This window comes from Bacillus sp. FJAT-28004 (assembly GCF_001280845.1).
Taxonomy (GTDB): Bacteria; Bacillota; Bacilli; order Paenibacillales; family Paenibacillaceae; genus Pristimantibacillus.
In genome coordinates, this window is the sequence record NZ_LGHP01000001.1 from 1,018,242 (window position 1) to 1,039,959 (window position 21,718).

Consider the following 21,718-nt stretch of genomic DNA (forward strand, 5'->3'; position numbering starts at 1 on the left):
CGGGTTGTTGCCGAGGCGCATACAGGCTAGACTGATGGGATGATGAACAAATCCAGACCTAAAAGGGGGAGCTAGCGATGAACAAAACGACAATAACGAACCCGGTCATCTGGGCGGACGTTCCGGATCCGAGCGTGATCCGTGTAGGATCGAATTTCTATATGGTCAGCACTAGCATGCATTCGATGCCAGGCTGCCCGATTATGAAGTCCGAAAATCTGCAGGATTGGGAGCTTATTAACTACGTATACGATACGTTTGAAGATAATGACGCGCACAGTTTGCTTGACGGTAAAGGCATTTACGGCAAGGGATCATGGGCGGCCAGCTTACGCTATCGCGACGGCATCTTTTATGTGTGTTTCTCGTGTCTGGATATGAATCAGTTCTATGTATATACGACCGAGGATATCGAGAACGGGAAGTGGGAACGTAACGTTATTCAAGGACTTCACCATGATCCGAGCATGCTGTTCGACGACGATGGCCGTGTGTTCGTCTTCCACGGCAATGGCGATATTCGGATTACAGAGCTGTCAGAGAATGCAATTGCTCTGAAGCCGGACGGTATCAATCAGTTACTGCTCGAGACGGAACGAGACGGAATTATGCTTCGTGCCGAGGGCTGCCATGCCTATAAAATCAATGGTTATTATTATTTGTTCTTTATCGATTGGCCGAATGCAGGTAACAAGCGCCGCAGACAGCTATGCTATCGTTCACGTGATCTGCTCGGTCCATACGAGCATAAGCTAGTACTCGATGATCAAATGGATTATCGCAACAATGGCATCGCGCAAGGCGGCATTATTGATACACCAGATGGGGATTGGTATGCGGTACTGTTCCAGGATCACGGGGCCGTCGGCCGTATTCCATGCGTACTGCCGGTCGTTTGGGAAAATGACTGGCCAGTTCTGGGGCAACACGGCAAAGCGCCTAAGACGTTCGAAGTGAAGCTGCCTAACTCGGAGACAAAGCCGCTTGTCATCAGTGATGAGTTCGATTACAAGGAGAACCTTCTAGCGCTTCATTGGCAGTGGAATCATAATCCCGACAATGATAAATGGTCGGTAACGGAGCGACCGGGCTGCTTGCGCCTAACGACGGGACATATCACGAATAGCGTAGAATTTGCCCGCAATACGTTAACACAGCGTACAATAGGTCCGGCATGTGTCGGTACAACGGTTATGGACATCAAGGCTATGAAACCGGGCGACCGTGCAGGATTAGTGTCACTACAATATGCTTTCGGCTCAGTCGGTATTCAGGTCGACGACAACGGCGACTTTTACGTAGCAATGTGCGTCAATGGCAGAGTGGACGACGGTCAAGGCGAAATCACAGTTGATCGCGTAAAGTATGAGGGAGACCAAATCTATTTGCAAATAGAGTGCCAGTTCGATAATGGCGATCGCGAGGATATTGCCTGCTTCCGCTATTCCTCGGACGGAGTGAATTGGCTTGTGATCGGAGATCCATTTCGTATGCAATACAGGCTCGAGCACTTTATGGGCTATCGATTCGGGCTGTTCAATTACGCCACCAAGCAAGCTGGCGGTTTCGTTGATTTCGATTACTACCGCTATGTGAGTCTTATTTAATTATTTTCGCAACGATAAGGAGAGTGCGCTTGCATGAACTATAACAATCCGGTTATAAGCGGTTTTCATCCGGACCCAAGCGTCTGTCGCTTTGGCGATGATTATTATCTCGTAACGAGTTCCTTCGAATATTTTCCGGGTGTTCCGCTGTTCCACAGCAAGGATCTTGTGAATTGGAGGCAGCTAGGCCACGTTTTGACAAGGCCCGAGCAGCTCGATCTAAGCCGTGCTCCAAGCTCCGGCGGCATATTCGCGCCAACGATCCGCGAGCATAACGGAACGTTCTATATGGTGACGACGAACGTTACTGCCGGCGGTAACTTCTTCGTACATACGAATGATCCGCGCGGGGAATGGTCGAATCCGATATTCGTCGACCATCCCGGTATTGATCCCGACTTGTTTTTCGATGAGGATGGAACATTGTATTTTACTTCTTCTGCTCACGGGGATCAGGGACCTGGTATCTATCAAAGCAAGATTGATCCGAAAACCGGCAAAAGGCTGACTGATCCTACTTTCCTCTGGATGGGAACAGGAGGACAGTACCCGGAAGCACCGCATATTTATCGTTTCGGCAGTTGGTACTATTTGATGATTGCCGAAGGCGGCACCGAGTACGGCCATATGGAAACGATCGCTAGAAGCGAACGTCCGAACGGACCTTTCGTAAGCTGTCCGCACAATCCAATCTTAACCCATCGCAGCCAGTCGAAGACTATTCATGCAACGGGACACGCAGACCTCGTTCAAACGCCGGACGGAGACTGGTGGGCTGTATTTCTTGGCATCAGGCCGCATGGCTATCCGAATAAACATCATCTCGGCAGAGAGACGTTTCTTTCTCCCGTCACATGGACGGATGAGGGCTGGCCGATCATTGGTGATAACGGAACTGTCAGCGAGACGATGCCGGCAGGTAACCTTCCGCTGCTGCCTGTAGCCGCTGCGCCAGTTCGGGACAACTTCGATGCGGCGGCACTTGCGCCGTATTGGAATTTTATGCGTTTACCCAACCCGGATAACTGGTCCCTTAGCGAGAAGGATAGTTGTCTAACGCTACGGGGCAACGAGACGACGTTGAATGAAATCGGAGCGCCTGCATTTCTAGCGAGAAGACAACAGCATTTCGATTGCAGCGTGTCTACGCATATGGAATTTGCACCTCAGCGTGACGGAGAGGAAGCGGGTATTACCGTTTATATGAACGACCGTTTCCATTATGAGATTGCTTTGACTCGTATCGCTGGCGTGTGCAAAGTAATTTTCCGTAGAAAGCTTGGAAGCTTGTGGAAGATCGAGAATGAGGCACCGTGGGCGTTCGAATCTATCGTGCTTCATGTGAGCGCGACTCGCGACCTGTATGTTTTCGGATTCTCTGATGGCAATGGAGACCCATTCTGGTTCGGCCGTGGAGAGACTTCCCTTCTAGCAACGGAAGTGGCTGGCGGATTTACTGGCGTGCTCTTCGCATTGTATGCGACCGGCAATGGCGCCAAATCGGAGTCGCTTGCCCATTTTGACTGGTTCGATTATGAATCAAAGTAACTGGTGGGTTCCATTGTCTTGTATTAAGTCTAAAGTCAACCTATACATGAAGAGGAGGCGATCGGAGAAATGGACAATTCCCGATATGAAGGATCTTTAAATCTTCATAAATCGTTTAGTCAGCAGTTTTTAATTGGCGCAGCTGTAAATGTGAAGACGCTGGTTACACAACGCGAGTTGTTGGCTTATCATTTCAATAGTTTAACGGCTGAAAATGAGATGAAGTTCGAGCGTTTGCATCCTGCAGAACACCAGTATACTTTTGAGGATGCGGATCGACTAATGAATTTCGCGAAAGTAAACGGAATGCAAGTTAGAGGGCATACGCTCGTCTGGCATAATCAAACACCTGCTTGGGTGTTCGAGAATGAAAAAGGAGATCTAGTTGAACGCGATACGCTGTTGGAGCGAATGAAAGCTCACATCAATACAGTTGTTGGGCGTTATAAGGGTCAAATTTATGCATGGGATGTCGTGAATGAAGCCGTATCTGATAGCAGCGAAGAACAACTGCGTTCGTCCAAATGGCTCGACATCGTCGGTGAGGAATTCATTTCCAAGGCGTTCGAATATGCGCATGAGGCCGATCCCGAAGCGCTGTTGTTTTATAACGATTATAACGAGTCCGTACCTGAGAAGAGGGAAAAAATTTATAGACTGGTAAAATCTCTGAAGGAGAAGGGCGTGCCAATTCATGGTATCGGGCTTCAAGCACATTGGAATCTATCCCATCCGTCACTGCACGATATCCGAACGGCAATTGAACGTTACGCTTCGCTTGGGCTGAAGCTGCATATCACGGAGATGGACGTGTCGGTATTTGAGTTCGAAGATAAGCGAACCGATCTGATATCGCCTACTTCCGAGATGATGAGTCTTCAGGAGGAAAGGTATTCCCAGTTATTCCAGCTGTTCTGCGAATATAGCAATGTGCTGACGAGCGTAACGTTCTGGGGGGCCGCGGACGATTATACGTGGTTGGACAACTTCCCAGTCAGAGGGCGCAAAAATTGGCCGTTGCTGTTCGACAAGGAACAACTGCCGAAAGGATCGTACTACAAGTTGGTCAGCAGATAGCAGAAACGCCTAAAAGCAAGAATATCGTAAAGCTTTCTTACAGTTCGTTATTCGCTTCTTCTTCTTATTAAGGAGGGAAAACAGAAATTGTAGATAAATTTCGCTTAGGTGATAATGCGATTCGCTAAAACATGAAAGCCCTTCGAGCCCCTGGTATAACCGGGCAGAAGGGCTTTCATATTGTATGATCATTTATAATGTATAGAAATGTCGCATATACGATGAAGGCGATTCCCTAAATATGCTTTTTTGAATATGCAGGTGAGTAGATGGGATTTTGATATTTTGTCTTTTATGCATACACGAATTCTCTTCTATTCACTTAAGCAAATTACTCCAGAAATATATCAGTAACAAGAAATTCTCAATGAAATTAGTTGCGAGTGACTATTGTACGAAGCCGAAACCAAGAATTGTAAATCGCTTGCTCTCATGTTCTGACGCCATTCTGATTTCCACTCTATGCTCTTTCGATTGCTGCTCCCGATACAAAATGAGGGCGTGGCAACGCGTCCAATTGACGGTTTGGGACTCCGCCACCTTCACAAGCTTGCCGTCAACCCAAATATCGGCGTTTCCGAAATCGTTGTTTCCGGAATTTTTATAAATGAGAAGCAGGCTTTTGCAATGAATTGTTATCGTGAAGCTTTCGCTGCCGGATTCGGATGTATGCATCCAGTTGCCGGGGAATTGAGCTGTGCCGTATGGATGATCGTCCATCTCCGCGAACTGGAGTTCGGTATCGGATGCGTAGAAACTGCCTTCCGTAATCTTTGCTACACTAGAACCATTGTCCCTATCCAGCAAACGAACGTCGGCGAAATCGTTGCCGAACATCGGTGGTTTGTTGAGGACGATATCCTCTTGATTCGGTGCGGAACGATCGGTCTCCGAAAATAGCCAACGCAAGCAGTCGGCCATGATGAGATGCCCCATATTGGTCGGATGATAGATGTCGCTAAAAAATTGTGACTTGGAAATGACGTTGCCTTCGTTCTTTGACTTTTGAAATTGTTTTGTAACCGCATCCTTCACGCTTACCATGGGAAGATCATAATGCCAGCCGACAGGAGAAAGTCGTTCCTGCAGATTCCAATCGTTTTCGAACACGCTGAACAGCAAAATGACGGCAGGTACATTGGCGGCGGTCAGGATTTTCAATACGAGACTTTCGTAGCAAATCCCTTTCGTCTCGTCGTCGGCGTCATTGACGGCAAACTCCACGACGACGATGTCCGGCTGAACCGTTCCGTTTCTCAGGATATCTCGCTCATAGCGAATCATGCCCAGTTCAGAAGATGTACCGCCTAAGCCAGCTTTAATAAAGTGAATCTGATTACCGCCGTCCTTACCAAACATCTCTTTGAAAGCGGCATATGCTCGGTGAGCGTAGCTGGACGTATGGAGCGGGTCTGCTCCGGCTCCATGAGTAATGGAGCCGCCAATGAAAGCAAGCGTAACGTTATCGCCTCTCTTGGCCTTTTCAATGGCGACTTTCAATCGCTTATTGTTTCCCTTGTCAAGCAGCGATTGGGTGATCATCTCGTGATAAGCCTCCGTGTTAATATCGACGAGCTTCTCTGCAGCGTTCAATGATAGACCGTCTGTCATTGTTATTCCCCTTTCTTAGGTTCAATTAGTTTATCTTAGTACAAACCGACCGAGCAGCAAACCCGTCAAAGCATGGTTAAATGTTCGATAAATCGAGCCATAATAACGAAATAGATTAAATCGCAAATGGAATTCAGGTTTGTTCCGGAAGACAAGCTGAACGGCATCTATGGTATGCTGCGAACGATGAGACCGTTTGCGGAGTAAAAAAGAAGAGTTAGAGTTGGGAAAAGTTCGATTTTTCATTGCTCTTGACACAATCCGGGATATTCAAACGAGGCGGTGCTCCGTCATGGATGCTTTGCTTTATGTACATCATCGGATTGATTTCATGAACTGCATAAGTCATGAGAGATATCGAACGGTGTAAACCATTGCTTTTTATAGAATAAAATTCCTCTTTTATTTGTATTATGACATATCAGTTTTAACTGCTCTACGAGATAAAACCAATCGGCCCAGTGAATTACTTTTGCAATTGGCGCGGACAGGCAACCTGCCTTGGAAATGACGCTTAGCATGTTTGGCAACAAAAGTCCGCATGATGTTCGAGGGATTGTAAAAGAAATCTGGTATCAGCACTTGAAGCATCATTTTAGGTCGTTTTAGTTAAGGTACGTTATTCTAAATAGCAACCCCTCGCGTATATAGGCGAGGGGTAAACATACTTGTATGCAAATTGTTAGATGCCTCAATGCTTCAACGACAATAAAACTAACCAGTGGTTACATCGGGTTGTGTTCACAATATCAAAAAATTCGACAATACAGGTGAAGATCTCGAAGGTTTAATTAGTATTGGGACAATTGGTCTGATCAAGGCAATCGAGAGCTTCCAAACCGGGAAAAGGAACGAAGCTCTCGACTTTTGCCGATCGTTGTATCGAGAATGAAATACTTATGCATCTGCGTTCTTTAAAGAAAACGCGGAAAGACGTTTCTTTGCATGATCTGATTGGCACGGACAAGGAAGGTAATGAAATTACGTTAATCGATATTCTCTGTACTGAGGCCGATGATATCGTGGATAAGGTCATTATTTAATCCGGCAAGATTGGATCGTTGAAGTCGGAAGAATTGAATGCGAGAGCATTTATACCAAAAAGACTTCAGGCTTAACTTGAAAGTGGTTTTAATCTTTAATAAGAATGGGCTCAAGACCGCGTACGCGATTGACGCTACAGGCGAAAAGTCGCTGTTCGCCAATGTGATCCTGAAAAAAGGCGTCGTGCGATACTAATGCTCGCTGGCTATATAAAAAGGCCCAATCTCGAAAGATTGAGCCTCTTTGAATAGCCGTATTGCTTTAGCCTTTTACCCCGCCGACGACCATCCCTTTGACAAAATACTTCTGTAGAAACGGATAGACCATAATAATTGGCAAGCTGGCTACGATCGTCATCGTTGCGCGAACCGATGTTGGCGTAACCGTCGTTACATTTCCCTGCGCATTAGCAAAGGCATCAGCCGCCGAGCCGCCTGAACTTGTCGTAGCGCTTGATGTGGACAACACCTTCATCAGTTCGTACTGCAAGGTACTTAGATTAGGCCGTGAAGAGTTGTATAAGAATACGTCAAACCAGGAGTTCCACTGGGATACCGCTACGAACAAAGACACCGTAGCAAGAGCAGGAACAGTAAGCGGAAGCACAATACGCATAAATGTGGTAAAGTCTCCGGCGCCATCGATTTTAGCCGATTCCATGATACCCTCCGGCAAACCTTCAATGAAGGAACGAATAACAATCATATTGAACACGCCGATAATGCCCGGGATAATGTATACCCAGAAGCTGTTCAACAATCCAAGCTCTTTGGTCAGAAGGTAGCTCGGAATCAAGCCACCGCTGAAATACATCGTAAAAATGAAGGTAATAGCTACAAACTTTTTTAATGCATATTCAGGACGGCTGATCGTATAAGCAAGCATCGCCGTACAAAACACGGAGATGATCGTCCCGATGATCGTCCGTGCCGCGGAGATAAAGGTCGCATAAAACACATTAGACTCGTTAAACACATATTCAAAATTTCTCAGAGTCCATTCGCGTGGCCAAATATAAATGCTGCCTCGAATCGAATCATTCGCATCGTTAAACGACAAGGCAAACATATTCAAGAAGGGGTACAGGGTCAAAATGATTAGGATAATCATAAAAACGATGTTACACACATCGAAAATTTTATCGCCCATTGAAGAATTTCGAGCTGATTTGGCTTGTTCCACAGCCTTAGCCTCCTTTCAGTTAGTACAATCTGCTTTCGCCCATCCGTTTGGCGAGGTTGTTGGCGGCGATGAGGAAGATGAAGCTGACCACGGTTTTAAACATTCCGGCTGCGGTCGCCAAGCCAAAGTTATTCATTTGCATGCCGTATTTCAAGACGAATATATCCAGATTTTCCGAGAATTCAACATTAATGCCGTTGCCAAGCAGGTATTGCGCTTCGAACCCGGACTCCAGAATATGACCCAGATTCATAATCAGCAAAATGATTATGACTGGTTTCATGCCTGGAAGCGTAACATGCCACATCCGTTGAAGGCGTGAAGCGCCATCCATCTCTGCTGCTTCATACTGAGTAGGGTCAATCGTCGTAATGGCAGCCAAGTAAATGATGGTGTTCCAGCCGACATTCTTCCACACTTCCGTTACTCCGAGGATACCCCAGAAATATTCGCCTATCCCCAGCCACAGAATAGGATGATCGATGAGCTGCATTCGGAGCAGCAACACATTGACTATACCTTCGGGCGCAAGCGCTGTTTGCACGATATTTGCAGCTACTACCCATGAAATAAAATGCGGCAAGTAGCTGATCGTCTGTACCGCCCGCTTAAAGTAGACCTTACGCAGTTCATTCAGCAGCAGTGCCAGCACGATGGCCGTAACAAACCCCAGCACCAGATTGATAGAGCTCATAACGAGCGTATTGCGCAGAACTAGATAAAACTGTTGTTCTTTGAACAAAGACCTGAAGTTATCCAATCCGATCCAGGTCTGGTCGAATAGATCCCTTGCCAATCTGAATTTTTGAAAAGCAATCGTCCATCCCCAGAGCGGAAGATACTTAAATATGATGACCCAGATGAGAAATGGCAACGACATCAGCATCAGCATTTTCTGTTTAGACAATGTTTTGAATAAGGTTCTCAGGCGCGAATCTTCAGAAGTCGATCTTGCCATCTGTACTGCATGTTTCTCCACCGATCCGTCTCCCTTCCGGCTAAAACTGTATCTCTCTAACAAGTGTAGAAGGGAAAAGTGAAGTGACTTCACCTTTCCCGGTTCATTATTATGATTCAGAAGCTGCCGCCTACCATTTTCCTGCGACACGCTCCTTCACCTTAGTGGTCATGAATTTCTCAAAACCGGCAGCACCCAGCTTGTTGAATTCTGCAATATACTCATTCCAAGTGGATTCAAAGGCTGCTTCAGAAGCAAACACCATTTTTGGATAGTATTTCTGCTGGAGATCTCCTGCTTTCTGGTTGAAGATCTGTTCAGGAGAGCCTTGTTCTTTCTCGATGCTCCAGGCAGGGTACCATGGGCGCTCAACTGGTTCGGAATAGAAGCCGGAGAAGGTCTTCAGACCGTAGGCTTTTAGCAAGGCTAGATCACCCTCTGTGTAATTGACCGCCGCTACTTCCGTCTGACTGGTGGGCACATGAGCGTTGCCGTCCTTGTACACCGAGTTGTTGCCGTAACGCGGCCACTCATAATCGAAATACGCCCAGCCGTAAGTACGTTTAAATTCATTGTCGTTGCGGTTGGCTAATTGCTCCTTGCTCATGACGAAACGGCCTTCTTCATTTACCGAGTAGGTGACATCTTTCTCACCCCATTGAAGGAGCTTCTGATTTTCATCTGTCAACATGTTATCCCAATATTTAATGATGCGTACTGGATCCTCAGCGCTCACGGTAATTCCGAGCCCGCGGTTGTTGACGAAGGAAGGTGGATCAATATAGGCATCTGTGATGCTTTCATCAAAGACAATGGGAAGCGCCACATAACGAAGGTCGTCATTGCCCGCCGCTTTCAGATTGTTGGTAGCATCTCCAATCTGCCAGGAATAGTTGGCATATCCCAGCACGCGGCCGGACGTAAGCTTAGCCAGGTACTGATCTTTGTTAGCGGTAAAGGTCTCCGGATCAAGCAAGCTTTTCCGGTTCATCTCGTTTAATGAGGCAAGCCAGCGTTTCTCATAGTCGGTGCCCATATAAAGCTTGGCTTCATGGGTCTCCATGTCAACCAGGACGTTGCCGTCGTTCGGATATCCGGCAAGATGCATCGGCTGATTGGTTATGGTGAAAAACTCACCAGGGGTGCCGGCGAACGTAAGGAAGCCAATCGTGCCTTTTCCGTCTACAGAAGGGTATTTGGCTTGATACTGCTCGATAAGATCAAAATATTGATCAAGCGTTTTCACTTTCGGATACCCGAATTCTTTCAGCACGCGGCGCTGCATCCAAAAAGTACTGGACGCGTCCGGCTCCATCAAATAGCCGTTTACATTAGCAGTGAAAGGAAGAATATAGATGTTGCCGTCCTCATGCGTAATCTTGTCCATATAGTCGCCGTAGACACGCTTGATGTTAGGACCGTACTTCTCAATTAGATCGTTGAGCGGGATGAACGCGCCTGCATCCAAGAGCTTAGAAAGCTCGCTTACCGGAGAGATGACATCGGGATAATCGCCGCCTGCAATCATGACACCGGACTTTGTGCTAGCATCCCCTACAACATACTCCATCTTCCAATCGACACCTGTCTGATCCTGGAGAATCTTGCCGATGGTCGTGCTGCTGGCAATCACGTCTTTATTCGTACCGAAGGCGAAGTAATCGTATCTTACCGGGTCTGTACTGACCTCTCCGTTCGTTCCGCCTGCTTCTGTGTTGCTTCCTGCTGAATTATTATTTGAGCAGCCAGCAAGGAGGATTGTCGTAGCTGTTAGAACGGTCAGGCTGTACTGCAGCCATTTTTTCTTGCGCATTGTTGTATCCCCTTTCTCTATCAAGTATTGTAAGCACTTTCAGTATAGAAGAAAACGCATACTATTGTTATATAGCAAACCTTAGATCGGTCTTTGAATAATTAAGTTTTTCTTATGCAGGTTCAATCTTTTTTGTCCAGTGGTAGACGCAGCATGATCCGTGATCCTCCTCCCGGATAACTGTCAATCGTGAAGGTGAACGATTCACCATAGCATATTTTCAGGCGAGTAATGACATTTTTCATTCCGATGGAATCGCCCATGATAGCCTCCTCATGGAGGTAATGATGAAGCTCCTGTATCTTCTCCTGATCCATGCCCACCCCATTGTCCGAAATTAGGAAGACAATCTGACCATGTTCTTGCGCGATCTGAATTGTAATATACCCAATGCCCGGCACATTCTCGATGCCATGAATGCTTGCATTTTCCACAAACGGCAAAAAGGTCATCTTCGGAATTTCAATATCCAGAAGGGATTGATCCACTTCGATATGATACTCCAGTTTACTGTCAAAACGGTACTTCTGAATTTCCAGGAAGCTTTCCATCAACTCAAGCTCCTCGCGAATCGTAACGAAGCTCCGTTTCCAAAGAATCGATTTACGAAAGATTTTTGCCATGTTCTGAATTGTCTTGGCCGTTTGTATCTCGCCCTTCATCTGGCTTCGCATTCGGATCGTCTCCAGCGCATTAAATAAAAAGTGAGGGTTGATCTGACTGTGTAGCGCATGTAATTGGGCTTGTCTTTGGCTCAGCTCCAGCTCTTTCTTCTGTATCTCCGTTTCATACACATCATTAATCAGGTTCTCGATCCGCTCGCTCATTCGGTTGAACTCCACTGCAAGCTCGCCTACCTCGTCCCGTTCCCGATGATAAGGAATACGTTCAAAGTTTTTGCCTTTTATGGACTTCATGTGTTTCAGGATTTTTTGAATGCGTGTATGGATCGAGCGGGAAACAAGCACGATTACGATCGTAGGCACAAGAAAATTAATCCCAGCAAACCAAAGGATAAATTGCCCTGATTGTCTGACATCATACAAAATTTTCTCTTCATCCAAGACCCCGTATACCGTCCAGTCTCCCAAATAGCGATTATTATGATATTGCTTGCTGATGACGATTGCTTTATTGGGTCTGGGTATATCATTGAGGCTTAGTGTCTGCCCTGTTGTGATCTGAACACTTGGTTGACCGCTGGACAGTCTGCCGTAACGAGCTTGATAAGACGGATCCAGAAAGTAAAAGTCCCCCTTAAAGCTGGATAAATCAAGAATTTGAGTAATATATTCCATATTCAAGTCTATTTTCATCACATGCTCATACGTCTCGGTCCGGCGATCGGATAGCTTTTGAATAACGCTGATACTGTCGGATGTCACGTACAAATAGGGATACGTATTATTGAAATTTTTGATTTGATGATACCAATCCGTGTTCCGCATCTCGTCCTCGAGTCTGATGATATGGCTCGAGGCCAGTATCGTCGGATTATCACTCATAATGACAACGGAGCTGATGGTTTTGTACTCCTTGTCGGCTCGGTTGAACAGATTCGAAATGTCATTCAGCGACTCCACATAGCGATCATGAGACGCATGAACGATGTTTAAATGATTGTTGAGCTGCTTGTTAATAGAATACAGATAGGAAATACCTGCTGCATCTTCAATGACTGCCCCTAATTCGGCTTTCAATTGATTTATTGCTTGTTCCGCATCTGCCGTTTTCTGATTTTTTATGTTAATGGTTGTCACATGATAGAACATCACGTTAGTTAGTACGATCGGTACGAATACGCATACAATATAGATGAAGACCAGCTTGTTTCGGAGCTTCAAATGATGAAAACGAAAGTTGAGCACGAGGGGGAGCCTCCTTATTTTTTACGGATCATCTTATTGCGATAATCCGTTGGCGTCATGTTCTCCAGCTTTTCAAACTGGGCAGCAAAATAATCGGCATTTTGAAAGCCTACGAGATCCGCCACTTCATACATGCGTTTTTTCGTTTGCCGCAGCAGCCGTTTTGCCTCCTCGATGCGAAGCGAAAGTACATATTCATTGAAATAAACGCCGTAATTTTTGCGAAACAGCTGTCCGAGGTAGACTGGATTCATGTGAAAATCGGCAGCAATCCCTTTCAGATAGATGTTTTCTTTGTAGTGGCTGTCGATATATTTTTTTACTTTTTCAATACTGCCCTCGTTCTTTTCGCCTCGCTTTTCCGCGATATATTTGGCCGCTTCTTCTATAAATTGCAAGAAAACATGCCTTAGCTGCTTCAAATTGCGGTATTTCATCTGCCAATTGAGTAACTCGTCCAACCATTGCAGATCTTTTTCGTTTCCTTCCAGCTGCCGGATGATATTGATGATAGCAATCATAATTCGCCTTATCGTATTCGTAACTGCACCTGAAGCGAAATGCCGCTCCTGAAAGGCAATAAAAATGGCATCAATAGCGGAGTTATAACCTTCCTTTCGATCTGCTTCAATCTCATAAATGAGCTTGTTGTGCAGTTCTTCATCAACATCAAAATAGTATAAGGGCAGCTCTAGCAGGTCCGATGCCATAAAGATGCCGTTATTGCCGGCGGCAAAACGATAATTCAAGCATTCCTCGGCACTGATCCCGGAATGAGCGATCTGTTTTAAATGGCTTGCCGTATGACCAATAAACAAAGCTATTGTCGTAGCAAGCTCCGTCTCCATCATATCAAGCAGCTTGCCGTAGTTCGTCCGCTCTGCCTCTCTTTGCTCGTCCAGCCACAACTGAGGCACAATAAAGCCATATTGATTGTACGCGCGTACATGAATGAGCAGAGGTTGTCCCTCAAGATGAAAATATTGCTGGAGCGCTGTTTGCAGTGCGGGAAAATAGTCGATTGCCCCATGAGGCAGCTTGTCATGTATTTCTGCAATGAAATAGGTATAGGAAGAGGAGAGTGGAAGCTCTAACGCATGGGCAATCCGCGCCATCACTTGCTCGCTTGGTTCGGTCTGCAGCAAGCTTTCGATGACGGTTTCGATAAGCGGCTTTTCTCTCGTTATCGATAAGAGCTGTTTTTGATTCAGCGTATTGGCTATTTTTTTTAAGGTAGATGTAAGCTCATGTTCATCAACCGGTTTCAGGATATAATCCGACACATTGAAACGAAAGGCTTGCTGAGCATAAGAGAAGTCGGGGTACCCGCTTAAGATGATAAACAGCGGTTGATGGTCGCCCTCCGCTTTCACCTTTTGTATCAACTCCAGACCGTCTAGCACGGGCATGCGTATATCGACAATGACTAGGTCCGGGGTCTGTTGTTCAATAAGGTCCAGTGCTTGCTCCCCGTTTTCCGCTTCGCCACAGATTTCAAATTGCATCGATGACCAATCCATCAGACTTATTAACCCCTTGCGCACAAAAATTTCGTCATCCACGATCAGCACCTTATACATGGTTTTTCCTCCTTCGAGATACCAACTACGGCCTTAACTACGGTTATTTAATTACAGTGATTCGTTCGGTAAAGAAGCTTTCCCTTGCTGGCGTTTGAACGCCGAAGGCGAAGTCCCTTTATATTTCTTGAATTGCTTTGAGAAGTAGCTAAGCTGCTGAAAGCCGTTCTCGAGAGCAACTTGCAGCATTCTGCACGAGCCGGATTGGATCATCAGCGCGGCGTTGTTGACGCGGAGCATATTAATATATTCGAGTGGCCTCATGTCCGTCAGCTCCTTGAATAGCCGGCATAGATGGGACGGCGACATGGAGCCGATGGATGCCAGATTGTCGAGCGTGAGCGGAGATTTGTAGTTTTCGTTGATGTACTCCACCACTTGAATCATGTTTTTCCATTTGTTCGTGTTTAACGGATTGGCTCGTTCGTATAGCTGCTTTGGAATCAAAAGCGGGTAGAGAACTGCGAGAAGCATATAAAGCCGTCCCTTGACACCAAGCTGAAATCCTTTGCGTTCGTCTCGGTATTCCGCGAGCAGATCTTCGATTCGGTCGATCCCTTGACGATCCTGCACTTGCCTTCGAGTCAACAGGGAAGGGAACAAAAGATCTCCTCGAAGAAGTGGATTCAAGCATTGCTCCTGACAGAAATCGGGATGCAGGGCGGATAGCCACGATAGCTTGAATACGATAGCGGTGTAGGAGCAACCGAATGCTGAATTGCAATAACCGCTGTGGAGTTCTGCTGAATTAACAATCAGACAATCGCCAGCCTGCACGTGGATCTCCACATGGTTCACGGAGAATACGGCTTGTCCCGCTCGGATATAAATCAACTCGATTTCCTCGTGCCAATGCAACGGAAGGATAGACTGATTTCCCGAAAGATAATCTACGTTGTAGACGGCGAACGGAAAGTCAGAGGAGCCGTGCAGAACTTTTTCCAGAAGACGGTATTCCAGCAAAGATATTCACCCCCTATCAATATTGAGTTAATTATAAACAAAATAGAGTTATAAGTTAATTTATAATATCAATTTCGTGGTAATATTGAGGATTTATATAAGTTGAGGGTATTGAATGCAAAGCGTAAATTGCAAGTAACTTCCAGAGGCTCTGTTGATAGATTTGGACAGAGGAAGAATGCGAATCGTTTCATACAACGAAAAAGTCATTCGAATTCAGTATACGAAGGAAATGAATATCAAAGAAATAGAACTATCCAATATTTTTTCGCAATTCTTTTTTGTTTATTTTAATAATGAAGTCGCTGGATATTTATAGGTTAATATCAATGATACTCAGTCTAAAGAAATGGGTGATGAATCACTTGAAATCGAGAGGATCTATATCAAAAACAAATTTCAAAAAAATGGGCTTGGCAAATATCTGCTAAATAAAGCAATGGAAGTTGCGATGGAATGTAATAAAAAGAAAATCTGGCTAGGTGTAGGGGGAAAAATGATAATCCTATTGCTTTTTATAACAAGATAGGGTTTGTTAGAACAGGAGTCCACTCTTTCTACATGGGTGATGAAGAACAAATAGACCATATTATGACTAAAACACTCGTATAGCATTTTCTCTGAAATGATATTGAACTTGAACTAACGGGACTCTATTGCTTAAAAACCAATAAAACTGCTTATGAAAATATTTTGTAGATAATGGGTATCCCCCTCGCCCCCTCTGTCCGAAAAATAGAAAACCCGATCGAATGTGAAGTGCACCCCTTATAGTAGACATTGTAAAAACACCCTGGTGTTTAAACCGATGAAACTATAGGGGGTGCTTTTTGTTATGGCGAGAAAAGGACAGAAATTTGAGAAGTATAGTTTTGAATTGAAGAAGAAGGCTATTGAGCTACGACATGGGGGTATGACCAAGCAGAGGGTGGCGGATGAGCTTGGGATCGCAGATATCGGGCGTTTAAAGGTGTGGATGAGGAAGTATAAAGAGCAAGGCGAATATGGACTTATGGAACACCGAGGCAGACGAGTGCAGTACAAGGATCAGGAACGTTACCTAAAGCGATTAGAGATGGAGAATGCTGTCCTAAAAAAGTGGTTGGAAATTACGAAGAAGGAGGTATACCAGAGAAGTATCGGCTCGTCTGCGAACTTCGTGAAAGTTTTAGCGTCAAAGAACTCTGTAAAGAAATCGGTGTCTCCCGAAGTGGATTCTACGCATACTTGAAGCGACTGAACACAGATAAGAATAAGCAGGATAAACAGTTAATTCGTGACACTTTTGAATACTATAGAGGCGTGTATGGGTACCGCCAAATTCAATTGTTCATGTTCCAAGATCATGGCGTGTGGATGAACCACAAGAAGGTTCTCCGGCTCATGCAAGAAATGAAGCTACGCTCTAGAGTACGTCGTAAGTACCATCACAGTACTCGAAGCTGGAACATCGGTGATCGCGTTACGAAGAACATACTGGAACGTAACTTTCAAGCGGAAGCGCCCAATCAAAAATGGGTAACTGACGTCACACAGTATCGAATTGGTGATGTTTGGTTGTATCTCTCTGCCATTAAAGATTTGTGTCAGAACGAAATTGTCGCTTACCAAACCAGTCATCACAATGACAAGCAACTTGTTCTACAGACGTTCTCTAAGGCGTTTGAAAAGGAAAAGGACGTGACTGGGCTGATCGTTCACAGCGATCAGGGGTCCCAGTACACGTCCTACGATTACCACGACATGCTGCCAAAGGTTGGCGCCCAAATCAGCATGTCCAGGCGAGGCAATTGTTACGACAATGCCTCAATGGAGAGCTTCTTCTCGCATTTGAAGACAGAAGCGCTCTATCCTTATGATATTCGATCAGTAGAAGAAGCACAAAGCCGAATTGAAGAATTTATACACTTTTACAACAATAAGCGTCCGCAAAGAAAACTAAACAAGCTGGCTCCGATTCAGTACCGGCCCCAGCTTGTTAGGTAGGGTCTTTTATTCAGTGTCCACTATATAGGGTCTTGACCAATGAGATCGGGTTTTTTTGTATTAGTATTAAACGTGATGGCTCTTCAATGCAGAATTAAGAAGCAATTTCAGTATAAATCAAACAAACTTCCGACTCGTCTTCTTCCCATCACAACTAAACACGATCTTTTTATCTTCAACAAACGTCTCCAGATGAACGTTTTTCCCCCAAAGCTGAACGACATGAGGCAGTGTACGCTCTACATATTTGAGATCCAGCTCCATACCCTCATACTCGTGGATTAAATAAAGCTCGCCCACACGATTGAAATCCCCATCCTTCACCATCAAGCTTGGAAACCCGCCGTTTACTTTAGAATAAACAAGCTGATCGCGAATCTTCTCCCACGACTTATCGGTAATTTTCCACTCAGGGCCTTTTTTCTCGAAAATGTACAGATCGAGATCATTAACCAAATCCTTCGTCAGGTAGTTGCGGATGAACGAGATATCTGAATCGAGTTCGCGTACCTCGAACATCTTTTCCCTACCCTTGCCGGGAACACGTCCGAAGCGTGCTTGTTCTTCCTTCGTTGGGTTATCGAAACGGCGCTCGATATCCTCGAATATTTTTAAGCCCAAATAATAGGGATTCAAGGTATGCCGTGAAGGCTGCACGACAGAGGAGTTCAGCTTGGCGAACTCAATCGTTTCATCGCTCGTTAGATCAAGCTCGCGTATGATCCGCTGATGCCAGTAGGAAGCCCAACCTTCGTTCATAATCTTGGTCTCGATTTGCGGCCAGAAATAGAGCATCTCATCACGAAGCATCGACAGAATATCTCGCTGCCAATCCTCTAGAGTAGGGGAGTACTCCTCAATGAACCAAATGACATCTTTTTCTGGACGTGGCGGAAACCGCTTCGCGTCAGCGGCCTGCGATTGAGCAGCTGATGCGGCAGCAGCCGTCCGATCTGGGTCCAGATTCCACAAGTCATCATAAGTAGACGCAGGAATATTCCACTCCGAGCGCTCGCTGTCCTTTTGCACCATTTCGATGTAACGTTTCTTATCTAATTGATAAGGCTTAATGAGCGTAGGATCAACATGCTCTTGAATGGCAAGGATCGAATCGATAAACTTCTCGACCGCCTCCGTGCCATGATCCATTTCATATTGATGAATGCGGTCGGCTGTCGCGGACATGCTCTCAACCATGTTGCGATTGGTAACGCCAAAGCGAGCATTATTTTTGAAAAAATCACAGTGAGCGAGCACATGGGCGACGATGAGTTTGTTTTGGATTAAAGAATTCCCCTCAAGAAGGAAGGCATAGCAGGGATTGGAGTTAATGACGAGCTCGTAAATTTTACTCAAGCCAAAGTCGTATTGGAGCTTCATTTTGTTGAACGTTTTTCCAAAGCTCCAGTGGCTAAACCTTGTAGGCATACCATAAGCGCCAAATGTATAAATAATTTCTGCCGGGCATATCTCATAGCGCATTTGATAAAAGTCTAATCCGAAACCGGTAGCTATTTCTGTTATTTCATCAATGGATCGCTCCAGTGCACGAATTTCATCTTGTCTCATCCGTCATCCCTCCGCATTCGAAAATACGATTCATACCATGTGTATGAGCGGGTGGTCAAGGTTATGACGAAGAGAGAAGGATAGTATCCGCGTGATCAAATTTTCTCAACGTTTTTTTCATTTTGTTTATTGTCGTACATCGCAAGGTCAGCGTTGCTAATTAATTCTTTAAGGCTGTTAGCTGCGCCGTGCGTTGAGCTAATGCCTATGCTAGCGGAAATATGAATAATATGGCCATCAATAGTGAATGGCTCGTCAATGGATTTTTTTATTTTATTAGTAACAAAATCGAAATCTTGATTATCTACCAAATGCTGAAAGCAAATGATGAATTCGTCTCCACCGTATCTAATGAGGATGTCGGTTCTTCTAACGTCTTGTTTAAGTCTTTTGGCAATTTGGAGCAACAGTAAATCGCCAAAGTCATGGCCGAACGAATCATTAACCTCTTTAAAATTATTGATATCGATGAACATCACACTAAACTGCTTGTCCGAGCCAGTATGATCCAACTGAGATAAATAACGTCGATTGTAAAGACCAGTTAAGCTGTCCGTAACGCTTTCGTTTTCTAAATCCAATATATATCCGAAAAAGGCGGCCATCGATTGGAGAAATCCGAGCTGCCTTTCATCTAAGTGAATCGGTTCTTTGTTTAAAGCGCATAGGGTACCAACGGCTGACTGGTCAGCTGTTCTAACAGCGATTCCGACCAAAGATTGAGCACCAAGATGCTGGGTGATAGGTAAAGAAGCCGTACGTGGATCATCGAGCGTATTGGTGATGTTAAGTATGGAACAATCCTGCATTAGAACAAGATTGCAATAACTTTGCAGCAAAGGCAATTGGGATATAATGGTTCGACCATCGTCATGACGGTTGAAAGCTCGGATGATTCTGCTTCCATTATTATCTATTGTAGTTATCAATATTGTGTCAACTTGTAGAAAGTGCTTCAAGGTGTCAATAATATGGTCGGCTGCATCTTCTATTGAGCGTATAGAACTGCTCATGTTCTCAACTCCTGCCGTAGTGTTGAAGCAAAGGAATTTCCTTATAGTCCCATAGTAGTCTAAAAAGAGGACTAACTCAAGAAACAATTGATAATTATTAGGTAAAATGAACTATTTTTTATGAGCTATCGTACCTATACCTTATATCGAAATAAGAATCGATGTCTCATTCATTGAATTAATGAAAATATAAATTCAATACATATAAAATTAACACTTGAATTAATCACGGACGTGTAGTTAAATAATATTATAAATTCCTACTAATGATTAACTAACTAATTAATGAAACTATTAATTCAAATGAGGTGGATGAGCATGGTAAACAAAGCGACAATGATAGTGGATAAGGATTTTCAAATAGGGGAAGTTGATAAGCGTATATATGGATCATTCATAGAGCATCTTGGACGTGCGGTTTATGGCGGTATTTATGAGGCGGATCATCCGCAAGCAGACGAGCAGGGCTTTCGGTCTGACGTGCTTGAGCTTGTAAAGGGACTTGATGTGCCAATCGTCCGTTATCCAGGCGGTAATTTTGTATCCGGTTACAACTGGGAGGATGGTGTCGGTCCTGTAGACCAGCGACCAAAGAGGCTTGAGCTTGCATGGAGAACGGTTGAACCCAATTGGATCGGCTTTAATGAGTTTATGGACTGGTGCAAAAAAGCGAATACAGACGCTATGATGGCTGTGAACCTCGGTACACGCGGCATTGATGATGCACGAAACTTGATTGAATACTCAAACCATAAGTCAGGTTCTTATTGGAGCGATCTTCGGATCCAGCATGGTTATAAAGACCCTCATAATGTAAAGACATGGTGTCTGGGCAATGAAATGGATGGTCCTTGGCAAATCGGACACAAAACATCAGTAGAATATGGGCGCCTTGCTAACGAAACAGGAAAAGCGATGCGTTGGGTTGATCCAACCATTGAGCTTGTCGCGTGTGGAAGCTCGCATATCGGAATGCCGACTTTTCCAGAGTGGGAAGCAACTGTACTCGATCTTGCTTACGATACAATTAATTATGTGTCGATTCATCAATATTATGGGAATCCTCATAACGACACAAAAAACTTCCTTGCGCAGTCCATGAGTATGGATTCCTACATTAATACGGTTATTTCAACCTGTGACTATGTGCAAGCGAAAAAACGCGGGAAGAAGCAAATAAACCTCTCCTTTGACGAGTGGAATGTATGGTTCCATTCAAATTCGCAAGATAAGAAGCTTGATCCATGGCAAATTGCTCCGCCACAGCTTGAGGATGTGTATAATCATGAGGATGCGCTTGTTGTCGGCTGTATGCTGATTAGTATGCTTAAGCGTGCAGATCGTGTAAAGATGGCTTGTATTGCTCAGCTAGTTAATGTGATTGCGCCAATCATGACACAAAATGGCGGTCCTGCATGGAAGCAAACGATTTATTATCCTTACATGCACGCAAGCATTTTTGGTCGTGGCACTGTGCTCGTGCCGCTTGTGAAATCGCCGAAGCATGATACGAAGGATTTTACAGATGTTCCGTACTTGGAGACCGTCGCTGTTCATAACGAAGAGAAAGAGGAAGTAACGATCTTTGCGGTTAACCGCAACACCGAAGAATCGCTTCCATTCGAAATCGATCTACGCAGCTTCGGAGCTTTCCAAATGATTGAGCATATCGTGCTTGAGTCTGATGATCTGAAGATGACGAATACGGCAGAGGCGCCTAACCGCGTAACACCGCATACCTCAGGCAATGCTGCGCTTGCAGATGGAGGTAAAATTGAAGCGACACTTAGTAAAGCATCATGGAACGTTATTCGCATTAAACTATAAGTGAAACAACAAGGGGATCCGAAGGCCGCGATTGCGGCTTTTGGGATGCCCTTCTATTATTATAGAATAGAG

At 45.0% G+C, this 21,718-nt stretch carries 16 protein-coding genes and 2 pseudogenes; 9 read left to right on the top strand and 9 right to left on the bottom strand.

Going from position 1 to position 21,718, the window contains the following annotated elements:
- Window positions 1-77 precede the first annotated feature (77 nt).
- From AC787_RS04150 to AC787_RS04160, 3 genes are all read left to right on the top strand, one after another.
- Window positions 78-1,607 carry a glycoside hydrolase 43 family protein gene (locus AC787_RS04150; RefSeq protein WP_054023628.1) on the top strand — a complete coding sequence of 510 codons (1,530 nt, stop codon included), beginning with the start codon at window positions 78-80 and terminating at the stop codon, window positions 1,605-1,607.
- 33 nt (window positions 1,608-1,640) lie between these two features.
- Window positions 1,641-3,155, top strand: a complete 1,515-nt coding sequence (locus AC787_RS04155) for a glycoside hydrolase family 43 protein (protein WP_054023629.1) — start codon at window positions 1,641-1,643, stop codon at window positions 3,153-3,155.
- A 69-nt stretch (window positions 3,156-3,224) separates the two neighbouring features.
- Window positions 3,225-4,232 carry an endo-1,4-beta-xylanase gene (locus AC787_RS04160; RefSeq protein ID WP_054023630.1) on the top strand — a complete coding sequence of 336 codons (1,008 nt, stop codon included), beginning with the start codon at window positions 3,225-3,227 and terminating at the stop codon, window positions 4,230-4,232.
- 387 nt (window positions 4,233-4,619) lie between these two features.
- Here the strand turns inward: AC787_RS04160 and AC787_RS04165 are convergent, their stop codons facing one another.
- Window positions 4,620-5,843 carry an SGNH/GDSL hydrolase family protein gene (locus AC787_RS04165; protein ID WP_054023631.1) on the bottom strand — a complete coding sequence of 408 codons (1,224 nt, stop codon included), beginning with the start codon at window positions 5,841-5,843 and terminating at the stop codon, window positions 4,620-4,622.
- Between the two features lie 721 nt (window positions 5,844-6,564).
- On the opposite strand from AC787_RS04165, the pseudogene AC787_RS04170 reads away from it, so the two are divergent.
- Together AC787_RS04170 and AC787_RS35285 are read left to right on the top strand one after the other, a co-directional pair.
- Window positions 6,565-6,877: pseudogene (locus tag AC787_RS04170) on the top strand (sigma factor); the annotation flags it as partial.
- 46 nt (window positions 6,878-6,923) lie between these two features.
- Window positions 6,924-7,082: an RbsD/FucU domain-containing protein gene (locus AC787_RS35285; protein ID WP_200930696.1), complete on the top strand. Its 159-nt coding sequence runs from the start codon at window positions 6,924-6,926 to the stop codon at window positions 7,080-7,082.
- A 66-nt stretch (window positions 7,083-7,148) separates the two neighbouring features.
- Here AC787_RS35285 and AC787_RS04175 read toward each other — a convergent pair whose 3' ends face one another.
- The 6 genes from AC787_RS04175 to AC787_RS04200 form a co-directional block, all read right to left on the bottom strand.
- Window positions 7,149-8,036, bottom strand: a complete 888-nt coding sequence (locus AC787_RS04175; protein WP_054026897.1) for a carbohydrate ABC transporter permease — start codon at window positions 8,034-8,036, stop codon at window positions 7,149-7,151.
- 52 nt (window positions 8,037-8,088) lie between these two features.
- Window positions 8,089-9,027, bottom strand: a complete 939-nt coding sequence (locus tag AC787_RS04180) for an ABC transporter permease (protein WP_054026898.1) — start codon at window positions 9,025-9,027, stop codon at window positions 8,089-8,091.
- Window positions 9,028-9,157: 130 nt separating this feature from the next.
- Window positions 9,158-10,840, bottom strand: coding sequence for an ABC transporter substrate-binding protein (locus AC787_RS04185; protein ID WP_054023632.1), 1,683 nt, complete (start codon window positions 10,838-10,840; stop codon window positions 9,158-9,160).
- A gap of 122 nt (window positions 10,841-10,962) precedes the next feature.
- Complete coding sequence (locus tag AC787_RS04190; RefSeq protein ID WP_054023633.1) at window positions 10,963-12,708, bottom strand: sensor histidine kinase; 1,746 nt, start codon at window positions 12,706-12,708, stop codon at window positions 10,963-10,965.
- A 14-nt stretch (window positions 12,709-12,722) separates the two neighbouring features.
- The gene (locus tag AC787_RS04195; protein WP_054023634.1) at window positions 12,723-14,288 is read right to left on the bottom strand and encodes a response regulator transcription factor; all 1,566 of its coding nucleotides are present in this window, start codon (window positions 14,286-14,288) and stop codon (window positions 12,723-12,725) included.
- A 51-nt stretch (window positions 14,289-14,339) separates the two neighbouring features.
- Window positions 14,340-15,251 carry a helix-turn-helix domain-containing protein gene (locus AC787_RS04200; protein WP_054023635.1) on the bottom strand — a complete coding sequence of 304 codons (912 nt, stop codon included), beginning with the start codon at window positions 15,249-15,251 and terminating at the stop codon, window positions 14,340-14,342.
- A gap of 232 nt (window positions 15,252-15,483) precedes the next feature.
- Here AC787_RS04200 and AC787_RS04205 point away from each other — a divergent pair.
- The 3 genes and pseudogenes from AC787_RS04205 (at window position 15,484) to AC787_RS04215 (ending at window position 17,237) form a co-directional block, all read left to right on the top strand.
- Window positions 15,484-15,863: pseudogene (locus AC787_RS04205) on the top strand (GNAT family N-acetyltransferase).
- A 223-nt stretch (window positions 15,864-16,086) separates the two neighbouring features.
- Window positions 16,087-16,482, top strand: a complete 396-nt coding sequence (locus tag AC787_RS34635; protein WP_063847485.1) for a helix-turn-helix domain-containing protein — start codon at window positions 16,087-16,089, stop codon at window positions 16,480-16,482.
- Window positions 16,377-17,237, top strand: a complete 861-nt coding sequence (locus AC787_RS04215) for an IS3 family transposase (protein WP_063847572.1) — start codon at window positions 16,377-16,379, stop codon at window positions 17,235-17,237. Before AC787_RS34635 ends, AC787_RS04215 begins: the two co-directional genes overlap by 106 nt.
- 117 nt (window positions 17,238-17,354) lie before the next feature.
- On the opposite strand, the gene AC787_RS04220 is transcribed toward AC787_RS04215, so the two are convergent.
- Complete coding sequence (locus tag AC787_RS04220; RefSeq protein ID WP_054023637.1) at window positions 17,355-18,806, bottom strand: SpoVR family protein; 1,452 nt, start codon at window positions 18,804-18,806, stop codon at window positions 17,355-17,357.
- 95 nt (window positions 18,807-18,901) lie between these two features.
- Window positions 18,902-19,819 carry a sensor domain-containing diguanylate cyclase gene (locus tag AC787_RS04225; RefSeq protein ID WP_054023638.1) on the bottom strand — a complete coding sequence of 306 codons (918 nt, stop codon included), beginning with the start codon at window positions 19,817-19,819 and terminating at the stop codon, window positions 18,902-18,904.
- A 318-nt stretch (window positions 19,820-20,137) separates the two neighbouring features.
- Between AC787_RS04225 and AC787_RS04230 the strand changes: the two genes are divergently transcribed.
- Complete coding sequence (locus AC787_RS04230) at window positions 20,138-21,646, top strand: alpha-N-arabinofuranosidase (RefSeq protein ID WP_054023639.1); 1,509 nt, start codon at window positions 20,138-20,140, stop codon at window positions 21,644-21,646.
- The last annotated feature ends 72 nt before the right edge of the window (window positions 21,647-21,718 follow it).

Excerpts from the sequence above, each read along its gene's own strand:
- AC787_RS04150 (WP_054023628.1), top strand. The coding sequence starts at position 78 with ATGAACAAAACGACAATAACGAACCCGGTCATCTGGGCGGACGTTCCG.
- AC787_RS04155 (WP_054023629.1), top strand. The coding sequence starts at position 1,641 with ATGAACTATAACAATCCGGTTATAAGCGGTTTTCATCCGGACCCAAGC.
- AC787_RS04160 (WP_054023630.1), top strand. The coding sequence starts at position 3,225 with ATGGACAATTCCCGATATGAAGGATCTTTAAATCTTCATAAATCGTTT.
- AC787_RS04165 (WP_054023631.1), bottom strand. The coding sequence starts at position 5,843 with ATGACAGACGGTCTATCATTGAACGCTGCAGAGAAGCTCGTCGATATT.
- AC787_RS35285 (WP_200930696.1), top strand. The coding sequence starts at position 6,924 with ATGCGAGAGCATTTATACCAAAAAGACTTCAGGCTTAACTTGAAAGTG.
- AC787_RS04175 (WP_054026897.1), bottom strand. The coding sequence starts at position 8,036 with ATGGGCGATAAAATTTTCGATGTGTGTAACATCGTTTTTATGATTATC.
- AC787_RS04180 (WP_054026898.1), bottom strand. The coding sequence starts at position 9,027 with ATGGCAAGATCGACTTCTGAAGATTCGCGCCTGAGAACCTTATTCAAA.
- AC787_RS04185 (WP_054023632.1), bottom strand. The coding sequence starts at position 10,840 with ATGCGCAAGAAAAAATGGCTGCAGTACAGCCTGACCGTTCTAACAGCT.
- AC787_RS04195 (WP_054023634.1), bottom strand. The coding sequence starts at position 14,288 with ATGTATAAGGTGCTGATCGTGGATGACGAAATTTTTGTGCGCAAGGGG.
- AC787_RS34635 (WP_063847485.1), top strand. The coding sequence starts at position 16,087 with ATGGCGAGAAAAGGACAGAAATTTGAGAAGTATAGTTTTGAATTGAAG.
- AC787_RS04220 (WP_054023637.1), bottom strand. The coding sequence starts at position 18,806 with ATGAGACAAGATGAAATTCGTGCACTGGAGCGATCCATTGATGAAATA.
- AC787_RS04225 (WP_054023638.1), bottom strand. The coding sequence starts at position 19,819 with ATGAGCAGTTCTATACGCTCAATAGAAGATGCAGCCGACCATATTATT.
- AC787_RS04230 (WP_054023639.1), top strand. The coding sequence starts at position 20,138 with ATGGTAAACAAAGCGACAATGATAGTGGATAAGGATTTTCAAATAGGG.